The organism is Allobosea minatitlanensis (assembly GCF_964020775.1).
Genome location: NZ_OZ224509.1, coordinates 1,703,358 through 1,720,148 on the forward strand (window position 1 = coordinate 1,703,358; position 16,791 = coordinate 1,720,148).

A 16,791-nucleotide genomic window follows, 5' to 3' on the forward strand; every position below is an offset into this window, starting at 1 on the left:
CCGGGCGACCGTAGGGAGGCCCGGGATCCATGCCGGAGCCCTTCCCGATGGAGGCTCAGGCATGGATCCCGGATCTCCGCTTCGCTGCGTCCGGGATGACCCGCGCCCTTGGCCGCTAGCTGCTCTAGCCCCGGACGATCTCGTCGCCGGTGTAGCCCTGCGCGTAGAGCAGGGCGGTGAGATCGGCGTGCTCCAGCCGGGCGTCGGCCGCCGCTGCGACGGCGGGCTTGGCCCGGAAGGCGACGCCGAGGCCGGCCTCGCCGAGCATGGCGAGGTCGTTGGCGCCGTCGCCGATCGCCAGCGTCTGGACGGGAGACAGCGCGAAGCGGCCGCGCAGCTCGACCAGCGAATCGCGCTTGGCCTGCTTGCCGAGGATCGGGTCGGCGACCGCGCCGGTCAGCACGCCGTCCTGCGCCAGCAGCAGGTTGGAGCGATGCTCGTCGAAGCCGATGGCCGCGCCGATCGGCCCGGTGAAGACGGTGAAGCCGCCCGAGACCAGCGCGGTATAGGCGCCGTTCGCCCGCATCGTGCGCACCAGCGCGGCGCCGCCCGGCGTCAGCGTGATGCGCTCGCGGATGATCTCGTCGACGACCGAGAGCGGCACGCCCTTCAGCAGCGCGACGCGCTCGCGCAAGGCCGGCTCGAAGGCGATCTCGCCGCGCATGGCCCGCTCGGTGATGCCGGCGACGAGGTCCTTCAAGCCGACATAGGCGGCGAGCTCGTCGATGCATTCCTGGCCGATCATGGTCGAATCCATGTCGGCGAGGAACAGCGCCTTGCGGCGGCCGGCGGCGGGCTGGACCACGATGTCGATCGCGGCCCCGCCGAGCGCGGCGCGGATCTCGGCTTCGAGCTTGCGCGCATCGGTTCCATCCGCGAAGAGATCGGCGGCGACGGCGCCGTCGAGCGCCGCCGTGCGGCTGCCCGGCACGATGCCGGCGAGGCGCGCCAGCAGGGCTTCATCGACGAGCGCCTGGCCATGGGCGGAAACGAGTGTCGCGACGAGCATGGGAGGACCGGTGCAGCAGGCGGAAAGGACGATCAGGGCGGTGCTCATCGCAGGTCCGACCGCCAGCGGCAAGTCCGCGCTCGCGATCGAGATCGCGCGGCGCTGCGGCGGGGTGGTGGTCAACGCCGATTCGATGCAGGTCTATGCCGATCTGCGCATCCTCTCCGCCCGCCCGAGCGCAGCCGAGGAGCGAAGCGTGCCGCACCGGCTCTACGGCCATGTCGACGGGGCGGTGAACTATTCCGCGATGCGCTACGCCGCCGAGGTCGCCGCGCTGCTGCCCGCGCTGTGGGCAGAGGGCAGGCTGCCCGTGCTCGTTGGCGGGACGGGGCTCTATTTCAAGGCGGTCACCGAGGGCTTTTCCGCCATGCCGCCGGTGCCGGAGGCGGTGCGCGAGGCGTTCCGGGCGCGGGCGGGCGACATGGCGACCGAGGCGCTGCATGCCGAGCTCGCCGGTCTCGATCCGGTGATGGCGGGGCGGCTGCGGCCGTCGGACCGGATGCGGATCATGCGCGCCATCGAGGTGCGCCTGGCGACCGGGCGCTCGCTGGCGAGCTTCCAGGGCGAGCGCGAGCCGGGGCCGCTCGGCGGCCTGCCGCTGCTGCGCCTCTTCGTCAGCCCGCAGCGGGAGGCGGTGCGGGCCCGGATCGACCGGCGCTTCGAGGCGATGATGGCGGAAGGCGCGCTGGATGAGGTCGCGCGGCTGCGCGAGCGCCGGCTCGATCCGCTGCTGCCGGTCATGCGGGCGCATGGCGTGCCGGGGCTGGCCGCGCATCTCGACGGCGCGATCACGCTGGAGGAGGCGATCCGGCGCGGGCAGGCCGATACGCGCGCCTATGCCAAGCGGCAGGTGACCTGGTTCCGGCATCAGATGGCCGGCTGGCAGGCGGTGGCGCCGGAGGCCGCGCTTGACGCCGCGCTGCGCGTCCTGGAGGGCTGAAGTCAGGCGGCGTCCGCCACGGCATCGGCGTCCGCCCCGGCGGTGCCGATCCGGTTGCGGCCTTCGTTCTTGGCGCGGTAGAGCGCCTGGTCGGCGCGCGCGAACAGCTCGGCCAGCGGCTCCGCCGGCCGGCGGGTGGCGATCCCGTAGCTGGCGGTGATCCTGAGCGCGAGCGTTTCGGAGGCGGGCAGGGCGCGGCGGGCCAGCGCCTCCTGGATCTGGGCGGTTCGCTTCGTCGCCTCGGCCGCGTCGGCGCCGCGCAGCAGGACCGCGAACTCCTCGCCGCCGACCCGGGCGACGAGATGGCGCTCGCCGCGCAGCAGCCCGAGCAGCATGTCGGCGAAGGCGCGGATCACGGCGTCTCCGGCCGGGTGGCCATAGGTGTCGTTGACCTGCTTGAAGTGGTCGAGGTCGACGATGATCAGCGAGGCTTCCGCTCCTGCCTCCGCCAGGGCCGCCTGCGCCCGCTCGGTGAAGGAGCGGCGGTTGAGCAGGGCGGTCAGCGGGTCGGTCTCGGCGAGCCGGCGCAGCTCCTTCTCGCGCTCCTCGCGATGGCCGATCTCCTCCGACAGGGCGCGCCGGGTCGCGCGCTCGCGGCCGACCTCGAGGGCGAGCGTCGCGGCGCGCGACTGCAGGGTCTGGTTGGCGACGGTGAGGTCGGTGATGTCCGTCAGCGTCAGGAGCAGGCCGTCGCCGAGCGGCGCGATGGCGAGCCGCAGCCAGCTCGTGCGGTCCTGGCGGGTGAAGGCGGTCTCGAAGCTGTCGCCGCTCTGCTGCTCCATCGCCGCGAGGCAGCGCTTCCAGATCGTCGGGTCGGCCAGGAAGGGCAGGGCCTCGCGGGCCTCGCGGTCGAGCAGGCGGGCGCCGGGCTGCCCGGCGAGGTCCGCGGCCCGGCGGTTGGCGGTGACGATGATGGTGCGGTCGATGCCGCCGCCGTCGCCGCGCAGGGCGCGGAGCGCGACGATCCCGCTCGGCGAGTTGTCGAGCACGGCGTTGAGCAGGTCCTCGCGGAACTGCAGCGGGCGGCTGAAGGCGACGAGCAGGTTGCGGCCGTCGCGCGCGACGGTCGGGAGCAGCAGGCGCTCCCAGATCGCGACGCGCAGGGTCGGCTTGGCGCGGTGGATGGTGTAGAGCGGCCGGCCCTCGGCGAAGGCGCGCTCGGCGCAGTGCCGGGTGAAGGCGGCGACTTCGGGCTGCATCGCCGAGAGCCTCTCGCCGAGGCGCGTGCCGCCGACATAGCGCGTGATCTCGCGGCCGTAATGGATCCAGCGATAATCGCCGTCGCCGGTCGGTTCCAGGATGACGAGGTCGTCGCCGAAGCCGGGCATGATCGCCGCGGCGAAGCTCTCGTAGCAGACCGGCCGGCCCTTGCGGCCGTGGAGCGTGAACCGGTTCAGTAGTTCCGCGATCTTCGGCGCATGGGCGCGGGCCGCGATATTCTCGGTATGGATTTCCTGATACATAGCCGTCCCGGTTCGAGCGGCCGGAGGCTAGGGCGAACGGATTGAGAAAAGGTTCCGCAAGGGAAGTGATTTTTCGGCAATTGCGTCAACGTTTCATTGCCGATGCCGTTAGCGCTTGACCGGCCGCCCGGCCTCCGTTAGCGTCCGGCAACTTCCGTCAAGGATCATGAGCGCGATGCGCAAGCTTATTATCGTAGAGGTGCGCTGGTAGGGGCCGGTTTCAAGACCGGGCGTCCCCGACGCCAGCGCACGCCCAGGCCCCTCCGAGGGCCTTTTTTATTGCCGTTTTTCCGTCCGAATTCCTCCCGAACCGAAGACAAGCCGCAGGAGAGCGTTATGAGCGAGATGATGACCGGAGCCGAGATGGTCGTCCGCGCGCTTCAGGACCAGGGCGTCGAGCATCTGTTCGGATATCCCGGCGGCGCCGTGCTTCCGATCTATGACGCGATCTTCCAGCAGGACAAGGTCAAGCATGTGCTCGTCCGCCACGAGCAGGGCGCGGTCCATGCCGCCGAGGGCTATGCCCGCTCCGGCGCCGGCAAGGTCGGCTGCGTGCTCGTCACCTCCGGCCCCGGCGCGACCAACGCCGTCACCGGCCTGACCGACGCGCTGCTCGACTCGATCCCGCTCGTCGTCATCACCGGCCAGGTCCCGACGCATCTGATCGGCTCGGACGCCTTCCAGGAATGCGACACGGTCGGCATCACCCGCTCCTGCACCAAGCACAACTATCTGGTGAAGAGCATCAAGGACCTGCCGCGCATCCTGCACGAGGCCTTCTACGTCGCCGCCAACGGCCGCCCCGGCCCGGTCGTGATCGACATCCCGAAGGATATCCAGTTCGCGACCGGCGCCTATAGCCGCCCGCGCGACAACCAACACAAGACCTACCGGCCGGTGGTCAAGGGCGACCTCAACAAGATCAAGGCCGCGGTCGAGCTGATCGCCGGTGCCAGGAAGCCGATCTTCTACACCGGCGGCGGCGTCATCAATTCCGGCCCGCACGCCTCGGCGCTGCTGCGGGAGCTGGCGCGGCTGACCGGCTACCCCGTCACCTCGACGCTGATGGGGCTCGGCGCCTTCCCGGCGGCCGACAAGCAGTGGCTCGGCATGCTCGGCATGCACGGCACCTACGAGGCCAATCTCGCCATGCATGACTGCGACGTCATGATCGCGATCGGCGCGCGTTTCGACGACCGCATCACCGGCCGCATCGACGCCTTCTCGCCGCGCTCGAAGAAGATCCATATCGACATCGACCCGTCCTCGATCAACAAGAACGTCAAGGTCGATATCGGCATCGTCGGCGACTGCGCCCATGTCCTGGAGGACATGGTGCGGATCTGGCGCGAGACCTCGCCGCAGGTCGACAAGACCGCGCTCGCCGCCTGGTGGACGCAGATCGAGGGCTGGCGCGGCCGCAAGAGCCTCGCCTACAAGCCGTCCGAGACGATCATCAAGCCGCAATACGCGCTGGAGCGGCTCCATGCGCTGACCAAGGACCGCGATCCCTTCATCACCACCGAGGTCGGCCAGCATCAGATGTGGGCGGCGCAGTACCTGCACTTCCAGGACCCGAACCGCTGGATGACCTCGGGCGGGCTCGGCACCATGGGCTACGGCCTGCCGGCCGCGATCGGCGTGCAGATGCGCCACCCCAAGGCGCTGGTCATCGACGTCGCGGGCGAGGCCTCGATCCTGATGAACATGCAGGAGATGTCGACGGCGGTGCAGTACCGCCTGCCGGTCAAGATCTTCATCCTCAACAACGAGTATATGGGCATGGTGCGCCAGTGGCAGGAGCTGCTGCATGGCGGGCGCTATTCGGAGAGCTATTCGCAGTCCCTGCCGGACTTCGTGAAGCTGGCCGAGGCCTATGGCGGCCACGGCATCCGCTGCGACGATCCCGCCAGGCTCGACGACGCGATCATGGAGATGATCGAGACGCCGAAGCCCGTGATCTTCGACTGCATCGTCGCCAAGGAAGAGAACTGCTTCCCGATGATCCCCTCGGGCAAGGCGCATAACGAGATGATCCTGCCCGATTTCGAAGGCGATACCGGCGAGATCATCGACGCCAAGGGCAAGCAGCTCGTCTGAGCCGATCCCGTCTCCCTCAGCCCCCATCCTGAGGAGCCGCGTCAGCGGCGTCTCGAAGGATGCTCCATCGGGCGCGGGAGGCATCGGGATCATCCTTCGAGACGCGGGCTCAGCCCGCTCCTCAGGATGAGGGCTGAGGGTAGGATTGAAGGAAAACACCATGGCTACCATCGGCCTGATCGGCGGAATGAGCTGGGAGTCGACCGCGGTCTATTACCGGCTCCTCAACGAGGGCGTGCGCGCCCGTTCTGGCGGGCTGCACTCGGCCAACGTGCTGCTGCATTCGGTGGATTTCGCGCCGATCGCCGAGATGCAGGCGCAGGGCGACTGGGCGCGCGCCGGCGCGGCGCTGGCGGAAAGCGCGCGGCGGCTCGCCCATGCCGGCGCCTCCTGCCTCGTGCTCTGCACCAACACCATGCACAAGGTGGCCGACCAGATCACCGCCGCGACCAATCTGCCCTTCCTGCATCTGGCGGATGTGACGGCGCGGGCGATCCGCGCGACGCCGTCGCGGCGGCCGCTGCTGCTGGCCACGCGCTTCACCATGGAGCAGCCCTTCTACCGCGACCGGCTCAAGGCCTTCGGCGTCGAGACGCTGGTTCCCGACGCCGGGGAGCGCGCCGAGGTGCATCGCATCATCTACGAGGAGCTGTGCCGGGGCCGCATCGAAGCCGCCTCGCGCGAGCGCTATCGCGCGGTCGTCGCGCGGGCGGTGCGGGAGCAGGGCGCCGACGGCGTCATCCTCGGCTGCACCGAGATCGGGCTCCTGGTTTCGCAGGCGGATTTTCCGGTCCCGGTCTTCGACACCACGGCGCTGCACGTCGCGGCCGCGCTTGACTACGCCGCCGAAGTGGAGAGCGTCGCCGCATGAAGCTGCTGATCGGCAACAAATGCTATTCGTCCTGGTCGCTGCGGGCCTGGCTCCTGATGCGCGCCAAGGGGATCCCGTTCACGGAACATCTCGTCCCGCTCGACGAGCCGGGCTTCAAGGAGGCGGTCTTCGCGGCGGCGCCCGGCAGCGGCGGCACCGTGCCGACTCTGGTCGACGGCGCGATCGCCATCTGGGAGACGCTGGCGATCGCCGAATATCTGCATGAGACGCATCCCGAGGCCGGCATCTGGCCGCGCGACCCGGCGGCACGCGCCCATGCCCGGGCCATCTCCAGCGAGATGCATGCGGGGTTCACGGCGCTGCGCGGCGCCTGCCCGATGAATCTCGGCAAGCGCTTCGGCACCCGCGACCGCGGCCCGGGCGTCGCCCGCGACGCGGCGCGGATCGCCGATCTCTGGCGGCAGGCGCGCGAGCGCTTCGGCCGGGCCGGGCAGGGACCGTTCCTCTACGGCGCCTTCTCGGCGGCCGATGCGATGTATGCGCCGGTCGTCACCCGCCTCGATACCTATGGGATCGCGGTCGATCCCGCCGCGCAGGATTATATGCAGGCCGTGCTCGCCCTGCCCGCCTATCGCGAATGGCTGGCCGCCGCTCTCCGCGAAAGCTGGATCGTCGACCAGGACGAGGTGGACGAGCCTGCCCTCGCCGATCTGCGCCAGCCTTGAAGCCTTCCCCCCGCCCGGATTTCCCGCTCCAACCCGCCTACAGGTCTGCCATGTCCAAGCCCGCCACCCACTACCCGAACGCTCCCAAGTCGCAGCCGGTCGCGCGCCACACCCTGGCGGTGATCGTCGACAACGAACCGGGCGTTCTCGCCCGCATCGCCGGGCTGTTCTCGGGCCGCGGCTACAATATCGAGAGCCTCACCGTCTCCGAGACCGAGCACGAGAAGCACCTCTCGCGCATCACCGTGGTGACCTCGGGCACGGCCCATGTCATCGACCAGATCAAGGCGCATCTCGACCGGCTTGTGCCGGTGCACCGCGTCGTCGACCTGACCGAGCATGGCGAGGCGCTCGAACGCGAGCTGGCGCTGGTCAAGGTCGTCGGCAAGGGCGAGCACCGCGTCGAGGCGATGCGGCTCGCCTCCGCCTTCGGCGCGCGCACGCTCGACGCCTCGCTGAGCTCCTTCGTCTTCGAATTGACCGGCGCGACCGAGGAGATCGAGCGCTTCATCAAGACGATGACCGCGGTGGGCCTGACGGAAGTCTCGCGCACCGGCATCGCGGCGATGAGCCGCGGCCCGGATTCGATGTGATCCCGGCCCTGACGCCCGAGACGCTCAGCCTGGTCGCGCTCGGGCTCGGCATTGCCGGCTTCGCCTGCCTGGCCGGGCCGGTGTTCCTGCGCCTGAGCGGCCGGGCGCCGGCAGAGCCGCCGGGCAGCGGCAGGAGCCTGCGCTCGCCGCTCTGGTGGGTCGGCTTCGTCCTGACCGTCGCGGCGATCGCCCTGCAGCGCATCGCCAGCCAGCAGGGACCGGGCTGACGGCCTCCTCGTCATTCTGGGGCGGCCCGCAGGGCCGAGCCCGGAACCCATGAACGCGACGGTTCATCGCAAGACCGCCGATCCGACGCACCTTCTCGTCCGATCCCGTGTTCATGGGTTCCGGGCTCTTTGCTGCCGCAAAGCCCCGGAATGACGGAGAGCCGCTGGCTGGACCTTCAGCCCGCGAAGCCGCCATCGTCGAGGAATGACTGTTCCTCCGGTGTCGTCTCGCGGCCGAGGACCGCGTTGCGATGCGGGAAGCGGCCGAAATCGCGGATGATGTCGCGATGGATCTCGGCGAATTTGACGCCTTCCGCATCGTCTGCTGCCGCGCAGAGCGCGACGCAACGCTCCTGGTCGTGAAGCGCCTCCGAATGCATGAAGGGCAGGTAGAAGAAGCGCCGCTCCGGCGGTTCGTAGGATTTGTCGAAGCCCTTGGCGATGGCATGTCGCGCCACCTCCAGCGCCTTGGCGTCGGTGGCGAAGGCCTGCGGGCTGCCGCGGAACAGGTTGCGGGGGAACTGGTCGAGCAGGATGAGCAGGGCGTAGGCGCCTTCGGGCGTCTCCTGCCAGCCGTCGAGGCGCCCGGCCGCTGCCGCTTCGTAGGCGGGCCGGAAACGGCGCCCGATCTCGGCGTCGAAGCCAGCATCCTTGGCGAACCATTTCTCCGGGCCGGCCTCGTGCCAGAAGGCGAGGATCTCGGCGGGGCTGGGCAGCGGCATCGGCAACTCCATTCTGCGGGACGCGAGCGGGAGAGATAATCCTTCCACGCCGTGCCGCCAGTACCGAATGGCACCCGGCCCCGAATTGCACTTGCCGGGACCCGGCGGCTGCGCTAGAGCCTGAACCGTAACGTACGGTACTGACTTGTCCCGACCCATGACCGAGGCCCCGGCAGAGACGCAAGGCGAAGCGCTGACAGCGCGTCAGCAGGCCGTGCTCGACGCCGTTCTGAGCCTGATGGTCGAGCGGGGCAGCGGGTTGACCATGACCGCGGTGGCGCGGCGCGCGAGCTGCTCCAAGGAAACGCTCTACAAATGGTTCGGCGACCGCGACGGCCTGCTGACCGCGACGGTGCAATGGCAGGCCTCGAAGGTGAGGGCGGGCAATTTCGACCGCCAGACGCTCGACGCCGGCGCCCTGCGCGAGAGCCTGAAGCGCTTCGCCGTCAACTGGCTCGAGGTGATCTCATCGCCGACCTCGATCGCGCTCAACCGCATCGGCGTCAGCCAGGCGGCGGCGCGCGACGGCAATCTCGGCTCGATCGTGCTGGCCAATGGCCGCTTCGCCATCGGCAAGCGCATGATGCCGGTGCTCGAGGCGGGGCGCGAGGCGGGGCTGCTCGCCTTCGACGACACCGAGACGGCGTTCCGCACCTTTTTCGGCCTGGTCGGCCGCGACATCCAGATCCGGCTCTTGCTCGGCGACCCGCTGACGCTCGGCAGGGCCGAGATCGCGCGCGACGCGGAGCGCGCCACCGACCAGTTCCTCACCCTCTACGGCACGGCGCAGAACGATCCGGGCCGGAAGACGAACAACGCGTGACAAAGGAGACACCCATGCGCGTCTATTACGATCGTGATGCCGACATCAACCTGATCAAGGGCAAGAAGGTCCTGATCGTCGGCTATGGCTCGCAGGGCCATGCGCATGCGCTCAACCTGCGCGATTCCGGCGTCAAGGACGTGGCGATCGCGCTGAAGGAAGGCTCCGCCACCCGCAAGAAGGCGGAAGGCGCCGGCTTCAAGGTCTTCACCCCGGCCGAGGGCGCCAAATGGGCCAACGTCATCATGATGCTGACGCCGGACGAGCTGCAGGCCGACATCTATCGCGACGAGCTCGCCGCCAACATGAAGGAAGGCGCCGCGCTGCTCTTCGCGCACGGCCTCAACGTCCATTTCAACCTGATCGAGCCGCGCAAGGACCTCGACGTGCTGATGGTCGCCCCGAAGGGCCCCGGTCACACCGTCCGTTCCGAATATGAGCGCGGCGGCGGCGTGCCGACCCTGGTCGCGATCCACCAGGACGCCACCGGCAACGCTCATGACCTCGGCCTGTCCTACGCCTCGGCCAATGGCGGCGGCCGCGCCGGCATCATCGAGACCACCTTCAAGGAAGAGTGCGAGACCGATCTCTTCGGCGAGCAGGTCGTGCTCTGCGGCGGCCTCGTCGAGCTGATCAAGGCGGGCTTCGAGACGCTGGTCGAGGCCGGCTACGCCCCCGAGATGGCCTATTTCGAGTGCCTCCACGAGGTGAAGCTGATCGTCGACCTGATCTACGAGGGCGGCATCGCCAACATGAACTACTCGATCTCGAACACCGCCGAATACGGCGAATACGTCACCGGCCCGCGCATCATCACGGACGAGACCAAGGCCGAGATGAAGCGCGTCCTCGCCGACATCCAGTCGGGCAAGTTCACCCGCGACTGGATGCTCGAGAACAAGGTCAACCAGACCTCGTTCAAGGCGACCCGCGCCCGCATGGCCGCCCATCCGATCGAGGAAGTCGGCGCCAAGCTCCGCGACATGATGCCGTGGATCAAGGCCAAGGCGCTGGTCGACAAGTCGAAGAACTGAGAGCCGATCCCCGGCTCCTTGTTTCTGTGACGGCCCGGCTGGCGCCGGGCCTTTGGGATCAAGGCCGGAATGCTGGCGGACACGGCGCGGAACCGAGCTTCCCGGTTTGATTCAACGGCTTGCGGGATCGAATCCGCTTCGTCTCGCAAGTGTCTGAATTTCAATCATGATCGCTTTTCGCGAAGGCGGTGCCCATGGCGCCGCCTTCGGCTTTTCGGGCTCCCGCAGGAACCCGGTGCTGCCGCCCGCGTTGCGATGGGAACGGGGTCGCCGCAAGGCGGCCCGGAGCCTGAAGGGAGGCGATCATGACGGTCGACACCAAGCCCCGGGTCCCGGTCGAGGATCTGGACAAGGCCCGCGGGGGCGATCCGATTCCGCCGCTGCGTGCCGCCGACCACAGCGATGCCGATCCTGCCGTCGAGACGCCGATCGAGGCTCGGCAGGGTTTCCTGGGGCGCCCCGTGCTGATGGTGCTGATCGGCGGGCTGATCCTGGCGATGATCGCATGGATCGTCGTGGAAAGGCTTGTTTATTGAGCGCGATGCGTGAGCTGTTCGGGTTTGCCGAGGGAGGCAGCGATGGAACTCTTGCGATATTTCGATATTGCGACCGCGATCCGCGTCGCGCTCGCGCTGTGCTTCGCGATGATGCTGGCGGTGGTGCTCGGCCTGCTGTGAGCCGGCGCGCCCGCCTTCAGCGGGCGAGGAACTCGCTGATCCGGCCGACGCCATAGAGCAGGCCGAAGCCCCAGGCGAAGGAGGCGATCCAGTTGGCGAGGTGGAACTGCCAGGCCGGCATCGCGACGATGCCGGCGACGATGGCGATCACCGCCCGCAGCGGCCCGAAGAAATGGCCGATCAGGATGCTGGCCAGTCCCCATTTCTCGAAGAAGGCGTGGCCCCGGTCGAGGAGCTGCGGATTCCTGGTGAAGGGCCAGTAGTCGTGGACCCGCGGGCCGAGATGCAGCCCGGCCCAGTAGGACACCAGGAAGCCGCTGCCGGCGCCGAGCGAGGCCGCCAGCGCCAGCGGCGCGAGGCTGAGGCCCGAGGCGCCGGCGACGGCGCCGAACGTCGTGAAGAACACCGTGGCCGGCACCAGCCAGGACAGGATCGCGACGCATTCGCAGAAGGCGACCAGGAAGACGATCGGAATCGCCCATTCCTGGTTGACCCGCATGAACTCGACGAGCGTCTGCATGGCGTGTTCGAGGGCGGCCATGGCGTTCGCGTCGGCTCCTGGGGCGGTTCTGTCTCGATTCGCGCATATGGCCTGCGACCAAGGCATGAGGCAAGCGCCGAAGAACGCGCCCGCGCCGGCGTTGCCTTCCCGGAACGATGGCCTATTAATTTCGCCACACAGAACGGATGAATGGCATCGCTTCGGGACGGGTGCCTGGGGGAAACGGGTTTCATGGAGTTGCAGGATCGCCCGCAGGCGGGCGCGGGAGCAGCGGCGGGATCGCCGGACGGGGCGGCGGTCGCGCTCGCGGGTGTGGACATCACCTTCCATCTCGCCGATGGCGGCCGCTACCAGGCGGTGAAGGGCATCGACCTTTCGGTCTCGCCCGGCGAGTTCGTCTCGATCGTCGGGCCGACGGGCTGCGGCAAGTCGACGCTGCTCAACGCGGCGGCGGGGCTGCTCGCGCCTTCGGCCGGCAGGGTCGGGATCTTCGGCAAGCCGCTCGTCGGGCTGAACCGGCGGGCCGGCTATCTCTTCCAGCAGGACGCGCTGATGCCGTGGAAGACGGCGCTCGACAACGTCAAGGTGGCGCTGGAGCCGATGGGCGTGCCCGAGCGCGAGGCGGCGCAGCGAGCCCGCGAATGGCTCGCGCGCGTGGGCTTGAGCGCCTTCGTCGACCGCTATCCGCACATGCTCTCGGGCGGGCAGCGCAAGCGCGTCAGCCTGGCGCAGATGCTGATCCGCAATCCCGAGATCATCCTGATGGACGAGCCTTTCGGGCCGCTCGACGCGCAGACGCGGCAGATCATGGGCAATCTCCTGCTCGACCTCTGGTCGCGCGACCGCAAGGCGCTGATGTTCGTGACCCATGACCTCGAGGAGGCGATCGCGCTCTCCGACCGCGTCGTGGTGATGTCGGCCGGGCCGGCGGCGGGGATCGTGGCCGATTACAGGGTCGCGCTGCCGCGGCCGCGCGACATCGCCGACATCCGGCTGGAGAAGGCCTTCCACGAGATCCACCGCGACATCTGGTCGTCGCTCCGGGTCGAGGTGCAGAAGGCCTATGCGATGGGCGAGGGCCGCGAGCTGGTCGGAGGAGACGCGCCATGAAGCGGCTGAAGCTGCTCTGCCTCCAGATCCTGGTGATGATCGTCTTCCTCGCCCTCTGGCATGTGGTGACCACCACCAGCCTGTTCGGCGACGTCAAGACCAGCCAGTTCTTCTTCTCGACGCCGCTGGCGGTGATCGCCCGCACCGTCAAGGAACTGAGCGGGCCGGCGATCTACTGGCATCTCGGCATCACCCTGACCGAGACGGTGCTGGCCTTCGTGATCGGCTCTGCCGCCGGCATCCTGTTCGGCTTCGCCTTCGCGCGCAACGCGCTGCTCTCGGCGGTGTTCGACCCCTATATCAAGGCCGCGAACGCCCTGCCGCGCGTGGTGCTGGCGCCGATCTTCGCGCTCTGGTTCGGGCTCGGCATCTGGTCGAAGGTGGCGCTGGGCTTCACGCTCGTCTTCTTCATCGTGTTCTTCAACGTCTATCAGGGCGTGCGCGAGGTCTCGCCGACCATCCTCGCCAATGCCCGCATGCTGGGCATGAACGAGCGCCAGCTCTTCCGCCACGTCTACTGGCCCTCGGCGCTGACCTGGATGTTCTCCAGCCTGCACACCTCGGTCGGCTTCGCGCTGGTCGGCGCGGTGGTCGGCGAATATCTCGGCTCCTCGGCCGGGCTCGGCTACAAGATCCACGAGGCGGAGAGCGTCTTCGACGTCACCGGCGTCTTCGCCGGCATGGTGATCCTGACCATCTTCGTGATCGCGATCGACGCGCTGGTGACGCTGGTCGAGCGGCGCCTGCTCGTCTGGCGCCCGGCGCAGAGCGCGACCACGACCGCGACGTAAGACGAGTTGCCGCGCCGGTCCGAACTCGCCTATCGTCACGTCCACGCGCCTGCCAGAAGCGCCTTTCCCAACCGGAGGTTACGCCATGAAACTGACCCGCCGCGACGCGCTCGCCGCGCTTGCCGCCTCCACCGCCGCAGGCCTGTCGCCGGCCGCCGTCCTCGCGCAGGCCGCCGAGAAGCCGAAGCTCACGCTCGGCGTCGGCGGCAAGCCGCTGCTCTACTATCTCCCGCTCACCGTCGCGGAGAAGAAGGGCTACTTCAAGGATCAGGGGCTCGATGTCGAGATCAACGATTTCGGCGGCGGCGCCAAGTCGCTGCAGGCCCTGGTCGGCGGCTCGGTCGACGTCGTCACCGGCGCCTATGAGCACACCATCCGCATGCAGGCCAAGGGCCAGGACATCCGGGCCGTGATCGAACTCGGGCGCTTCCCCGCCATCACCATCGCGGTGCGCAAGGACCTCGCCGACAAGGTGAAGTCGGCGGCCGATTTCAAGGGGCTGAAGATCGGCGTGACGGCGCCCGGCTCCTCGACCGCGCTGACCGCGCAATACGCCATGGTCAAGGCCGGGCTGAAGGCGGACGACGCGGCCTTCATCGGCGTCGGCGCCGGCGCGAGCGCGGTGGCCGCGATCAAGCAGAAGCAGGTCGACGTGATCTCGCATCTCGACCCGGTGACCTCGAAGCTCGAGGCCGACGGCGACATCGTCTCGCTGATCGACACCCGCACCGAGGCCGGCACCAAGGCGCTGTTCGGCGGCTCCAACCCGGCCGCGGTGCTCTATCTCAGGAACGATTTCGCCGAGAAGAACCCGGTCACCACGCAGAAGCTTGTCAACGCCTTCATGAAGGCGTTGAAATGGCTCGAGACCGCAAAGCCCGAGGAGGTCGCCGACCTCGTGCCGCAGGAATACCTGCTGGGCGACCGGCCGCTCTATGTCCGCGCCGTGAAGAACTCGCAGGAGAGCTATTCGCGCACCGGCATCGCCACCCCGGACGCGATGAAGAGCATGTATGATTCGCTGAAGCTGCTCGACCCGGAGCTGACCAACTCCAATGTCGACCTGTCCAAGACCTTCATCGACAGCTTCGCGAAGAAGGCGGGGTCCGGGGCCTGACGCCGGCGTGAAGCGCTCCGTCAATGTCTTTTGACATCGTGCCTCCGCGTCATTCGGTGCAGGCTGCGCCCAAGCGCGGGGGGAGGGTGTGAGACTTGCGTGAGGAGACGGCATTTCTCGATGGCGGCGGCGAGATGGCCGCCGCCATCCGCGATCACGACTGGTCGTCGACGCCGCTGGGACCGATCCGGGACTGGCCGGTCGCGCTGAAGACGGCCGTCGGCATGATGGTCAATTCGCATTTCCCCAAATGCATGGTCTGGGGAGCGGATCTGATCACGATCCACAACGACGCCTTCCGCTCCATCCTCGGCAACAAGCCGCCGGCGCTCGGCCAGCCGTTCAGCCTGGTCTGGGAGGAGATCTGGGGCGAGATCAGCGGCATGGTCGAGAAGGCTTATGCCGGCGAGGCGACCTTCATCGAGGACTTCCCGCTGACGATCAACCGCTACGGGCATCCGGAAGAGGTCTGGTTCACCTTCTGCTACAGTCCGATCCGCGACGAGCACGGCCGCGTCCTCGGCATGATCGACACGGTGATCGAGACCACCGGCAAGATGCAGGCCGTGCGCAATGCCCGCCTGCTCAACGCCGAGCTGGCGCACCGGATGAAGAACACCATGGCGATGATCGCCGCCATCGCCAGCCAGACCTTCCGCTCCGCCGAGACGCTCGACGAGGCGAGGGCGATCCTGAGCGAGCGCATCGCCACGCTGGGCGAGGCGCATTCGATCCTGACGCGGTCGAGCTGGAGCAGCGCGCCGATCCGCAGCGTCATCGAGGGGGCGCTGGCGCCGCACCGGGCCGGCGCCGACCGGATCCGCATCGCGGGGCCGCCGCTGCAACTGCCGGCCGACCAGGCGATGACGCTGGCGCTCGCGATCAACGAGCTCGCGACCAATGCGGTGAAATACGGGGCGCTTTCGGTCGAGACCGGCGAGGTCGTCATCCGCTGGGAGACCGGGCGGCCGCGGAGCGAGGATCCGTTCCGCCTCTCCTGGAGCGAGAGCGGCGGGCCGCCGGTGGTGGAGCCGCGCCGGCGGGGTTTCGGCTCGCGGCTGGTCGAGCAGGTCATGGCGCAGAAGTTCCAGGGCGAGGTCGAGCTGGACTACCGGCCGGAAGGGCTGCGCTACCGCCTGGTTTCCACCATGGCGCGCATCGCGCCGAATGCGTGAGCCGGCGCGATCGGTGACTTCACCGCTTTCGATTGGCGCCTGGCGCCGGAGTGGTTAGGTTCGCGCTCCCTGTCGTGAATCCGGTCCTGCTCCAGCTCATGAACATCCTCTCGATCCAGTCCCACGTCGCCTATGGCCATGTGGGCAACGCCTCCGCGACCTTTCCGATGCAGCGGCTCGGCGTCGATGTCTGGCCGATCCATACGGTGCAGTTCTCGAATCACACCGGCTATGGCGGCTGGAAGGGCCGGGTCTTCGATGGCGGCATGATCGACGAGGTGATGGAGGGCATCGCCGAGCGCGGCGTGCTCCCGCAATGCGACGGCGTGCTCTCCGGCTATATGGGCTCGGCCGATATCGGCCACGCCATCCTCTCGGCCGTCGAGAAGGTGCGGGCCGCCAATCCCAAGGCGCTCTATTGCTGCGATCCGGTGATCGGGGACACCGGCCGCGGCGTCTTCGTGCGCCCGGGCATCCCGGAATTCATGCGCGAGCAGGCGGTGCCGGCCGCCGACATCGTCACGCCCAACCAGTTCGAGCTCGAGCTGCTGACCGATATCGGGATCAAGAGCATCGCCGATGCCCATCGCGCCGTGGAGGTGCTGCGCGACGCCGGGCCCAAGGTGGTGATGGTCACCTCGCTCGAGACCGAGGAGACGCCGGCCGACGCCATCGACCTGATGGCGGTGGACAGCAGGGGGAGCTGGCGGGTGCGCACGCCCCGGCTCGACGTCAGCCTCAACGGCGCGGGCGATGCGATCGCGGCGCTGTTCTTCACCCATTACCTGCGCGAGCAGTCGGCCGCGGCGGCCCTGTCGAAGGCCGCTTCCTCGGTCTACGGGCTGCTGAGGCGGACCAAGGAGGCCGGCTCGCGCGAGATCCTCACCGTGGCGGCGCAGGACGAGTTCGTCGCGCCCTCGCAGCTCTTCGAGCCGGAAGCGATCTGAGCGC

Annotated in this window: 18 protein-coding genes; 14 read left to right on the plus strand and 4 right to left on the minus strand. The window is 68.6% G+C overall.

What is annotated here, in order from left to right:
* Positions 1-124: 124 nt before the first annotated feature.
* A complete protein-coding gene (gene serB / locus ACWH43_RS08335; protein ID WP_158443281.1) occupies positions 125-1,009 on the minus strand; it encodes a phosphoserine phosphatase SerB in 885 nt (294 codons plus the stop codon).
* Here serB and miaA point away from each other — a divergent pair.
* Positions 1,008-1,949: a tRNA (adenosine(37)-N6)-dimethylallyltransferase MiaA gene (gene miaA / locus ACWH43_RS08340; RefSeq protein WP_158443282.1), complete on the plus strand. Its 942-nt coding sequence runs from the start codon at positions 1,008-1,010 to the stop codon at positions 1,947-1,949. The genes serB and miaA overlap by 2 nt on opposite strands.
* Positions 1,950-1,951: 2 nt before the next feature.
* On the opposite strand, the gene ACWH43_RS08345 is transcribed toward miaA, so the two are convergent.
* Entirely contained in the window at positions 1,952-3,412 is a 1,461-nt protein-coding gene (locus ACWH43_RS08345; protein ID WP_158448090.1) for a GGDEF domain-containing protein, read from the minus strand.
* A 336-nt stretch (positions 3,413-3,748) separates the two neighbouring features.
* Here ACWH43_RS08345 and ACWH43_RS08350 point away from each other — a divergent pair, with 336 nt between their 5' ends.
* The 5 genes from ACWH43_RS08350 (at position 3,749) to ACWH43_RS08370 (ending at position 7,889) form a co-directional block, all read left to right on the plus strand.
* On the plus strand, positions 3,749-5,512 hold the full coding sequence (locus tag ACWH43_RS08350; protein WP_158443284.1) for an acetolactate synthase 3 large subunit: 1,764 nt from the start codon (positions 3,749-3,751) through the stop codon (positions 5,510-5,512).
* A gap of 160 nt (positions 5,513-5,672) precedes the next feature.
* The gene (locus ACWH43_RS08355) at positions 5,673-6,383 is read left to right on the plus strand and encodes an aspartate/glutamate racemase family protein (RefSeq protein WP_448153435.1); all 711 of its coding nucleotides are present in this window, start codon (positions 5,673-5,675) and stop codon (positions 6,381-6,383) included.
* Complete coding sequence (locus ACWH43_RS08360) at positions 6,380-7,069, plus strand: glutathione S-transferase family protein (RefSeq protein WP_158443286.1); 690 nt, start codon at positions 6,380-6,382, stop codon at positions 7,067-7,069. Before ACWH43_RS08355 ends, ACWH43_RS08360 begins: the two co-directional genes overlap by 4 nt.
* 50 nt (positions 7,070-7,119) lie before the next feature.
* Positions 7,120-7,662, plus strand: a complete 543-nt coding sequence (gene ilvN, locus ACWH43_RS08365) for an acetolactate synthase small subunit (RefSeq protein WP_158443287.1) — start codon at positions 7,120-7,122, stop codon at positions 7,660-7,662.
* Complete coding sequence (locus ACWH43_RS08370) at positions 7,659-7,889, plus strand: hypothetical protein (protein ID WP_158443288.1); 231 nt, start codon at positions 7,659-7,661, stop codon at positions 7,887-7,889. Before ilvN ends, ACWH43_RS08370 begins: the two co-directional genes overlap by 4 nt.
* A gap of 176 nt (positions 7,890-8,065) precedes the next feature.
* Here the strand turns inward: ACWH43_RS08370 and ACWH43_RS08375 are convergent, their stop codons facing one another.
* Positions 8,066-8,611, minus strand: coding sequence for a DUF924 family protein (locus ACWH43_RS08375; RefSeq protein WP_260347752.1), 546 nt, complete (start codon positions 8,609-8,611; stop codon positions 8,066-8,068).
* A gap of 157 nt (positions 8,612-8,768) precedes the next feature.
* Between ACWH43_RS08375 and ACWH43_RS08380 the strand changes: the two genes are divergently transcribed.
* The 3 genes from ACWH43_RS08380 (at position 8,769) to ACWH43_RS08390 (ending at position 11,004) form a co-directional block, all read left to right on the plus strand.
* A complete protein-coding gene (locus ACWH43_RS08380; RefSeq protein WP_158443290.1) occupies positions 8,769-9,434 on the plus strand; it encodes a TetR/AcrR family transcriptional regulator C-terminal domain-containing protein in 666 nt (221 codons plus the stop codon).
* A 14-nt stretch (positions 9,435-9,448) separates the two neighbouring features.
* Positions 9,449-10,468, plus strand: a complete 1,020-nt coding sequence (gene ilvC / locus ACWH43_RS08385; RefSeq protein WP_448153436.1) for a ketol-acid reductoisomerase — start codon at positions 9,449-9,451, stop codon at positions 10,466-10,468.
* 305 nt (positions 10,469-10,773) lie between these two features.
* A complete protein-coding gene (locus ACWH43_RS08390; protein ID WP_158443292.1) occupies positions 10,774-11,004 on the plus strand; it encodes a hypothetical protein in 231 nt (76 codons plus the stop codon).
* Positions 11,005-11,161: 157 nt separating this feature from the next.
* Here ACWH43_RS08390 and ACWH43_RS08395 read toward each other — a convergent pair whose 3' ends face one another.
* Positions 11,162-11,686: a DedA family protein gene (locus ACWH43_RS08395; protein ID WP_158443293.1), complete on the minus strand. Its 525-nt coding sequence runs from the start codon at positions 11,684-11,686 to the stop codon at positions 11,162-11,164.
* A gap of 192 nt (positions 11,687-11,878) precedes the next feature.
* On the opposite strand from ACWH43_RS08395, the gene ACWH43_RS08400 reads away from it, so the two are divergent.
* From ACWH43_RS08400 to pdxY, 5 genes are all read left to right on the plus strand, one after another.
* Positions 11,879-12,757, plus strand: coding sequence for an ABC transporter ATP-binding protein (locus ACWH43_RS08400; RefSeq protein ID WP_158443294.1), 879 nt, complete (start codon positions 11,879-11,881; stop codon positions 12,755-12,757).
* The gene (locus ACWH43_RS08405) at positions 12,754-13,548 is read left to right on the plus strand and encodes an ABC transporter permease (RefSeq protein ID WP_158443295.1); all 795 of its coding nucleotides are present in this window, start codon (positions 12,754-12,756) and stop codon (positions 13,546-13,548) included. The genes ACWH43_RS08400 and ACWH43_RS08405 overlap by 4 nt, the downstream gene beginning before the upstream one ends.
* Positions 13,549-13,639: 91 nt before the next feature.
* Positions 13,640-14,665 carry an ABC transporter substrate-binding protein gene (locus ACWH43_RS08410; protein ID WP_375796982.1) on the plus strand — a complete coding sequence of 342 codons (1,026 nt, stop codon included), beginning with the start codon at positions 13,640-13,642 and terminating at the stop codon, positions 14,663-14,665.
* Between the two features lie 95 nt (positions 14,666-14,760).
* Complete coding sequence (locus tag ACWH43_RS08415; RefSeq protein WP_260347753.1) at positions 14,761-15,840, plus strand: sensor histidine kinase; 1,080 nt, start codon at positions 14,761-14,763, stop codon at positions 15,838-15,840.
* A gap of 98 nt (positions 15,841-15,938) precedes the next feature.
* Positions 15,939-16,787 (plus strand): pyridoxal kinase PdxY, encoded by an 849-nt coding sequence (pdxY, locus tag ACWH43_RS08420; RefSeq protein WP_158443328.1) that lies wholly within the window; start codon positions 15,939-15,941, stop codon positions 16,785-16,787.
* Positions 16,788-16,791 lie beyond the last annotated feature (4 nt).

Bases quoted from the DNA above. Each gene is read 5' to 3' on its own strand.
- ACWH43_RS08395 (WP_158443293.1), bottom strand. From the start codon at position 11,686: ATGGCCGCCCTCGAACACGCCATGCAGACGCTCGTCGAGTTCATGCGG.
- miaA (WP_158443282.1), top strand. From the start codon at position 1,008: ATGGGAGGACCGGTGCAGCAGGCGGAAAGGACGATCAGGGCGGTGCTC.
- ACWH43_RS08355 (WP_448153435.1), top strand. From the start codon at position 5,673: ATGGCTACCATCGGCCTGATCGGCGGAATGAGCTGGGAGTCGACCGCG.
- serB (WP_158443281.1), bottom strand. From the start codon at position 1,009: ATGCTCGTCGCGACACTCGTTTCCGCCCATGGCCAGGCGCTCGTCGAT.
- ACWH43_RS08360 (WP_158443286.1), top strand. From the start codon at position 6,380: ATGAAGCTGCTGATCGGCAACAAATGCTATTCGTCCTGGTCGCTGCGG.
- ACWH43_RS08405 (WP_158443295.1), top strand. From the start codon at position 12,754: ATGAAGCGGCTGAAGCTGCTCTGCCTCCAGATCCTGGTGATGATCGTC.
- ACWH43_RS08380 (WP_158443290.1), top strand. From the start codon at position 8,769: ATGACCGAGGCCCCGGCAGAGACGCAAGGCGAAGCGCTGACAGCGCGT.
- ilvC (WP_448153436.1), top strand. From the start codon at position 9,449: ATGCGCGTCTATTACGATCGTGATGCCGACATCAACCTGATCAAGGGC.
- ACWH43_RS08400 (WP_158443294.1), top strand. From the start codon at position 11,879: ATGGAGTTGCAGGATCGCCCGCAGGCGGGCGCGGGAGCAGCGGCGGGA.
- pdxY (WP_158443328.1), top strand. From the start codon at position 15,939: ATGAACATCCTCTCGATCCAGTCCCACGTCGCCTATGGCCATGTGGGC.
- ACWH43_RS08375 (WP_260347752.1), bottom strand. From the start codon at position 8,611: ATGCCGCTGCCCAGCCCCGCCGAGATCCTCGCCTTCTGGCACGAGGCC.
- ACWH43_RS08345 (WP_158448090.1), bottom strand. From the start codon at position 3,412: ATGTATCAGGAAATCCATACCGAGAATATCGCGGCCCGCGCCCATGCG.
- ACWH43_RS08390 (WP_158443292.1), top strand. From the start codon at position 10,774: ATGACGGTCGACACCAAGCCCCGGGTCCCGGTCGAGGATCTGGACAAG.
- ACWH43_RS08350 (WP_158443284.1), top strand. From the start codon at position 3,749: ATGAGCGAGATGATGACCGGAGCCGAGATGGTCGTCCGCGCGCTTCAG.
- ilvN (WP_158443287.1), top strand. From the start codon at position 7,120: ATGTCCAAGCCCGCCACCCACTACCCGAACGCTCCCAAGTCGCAGCCG.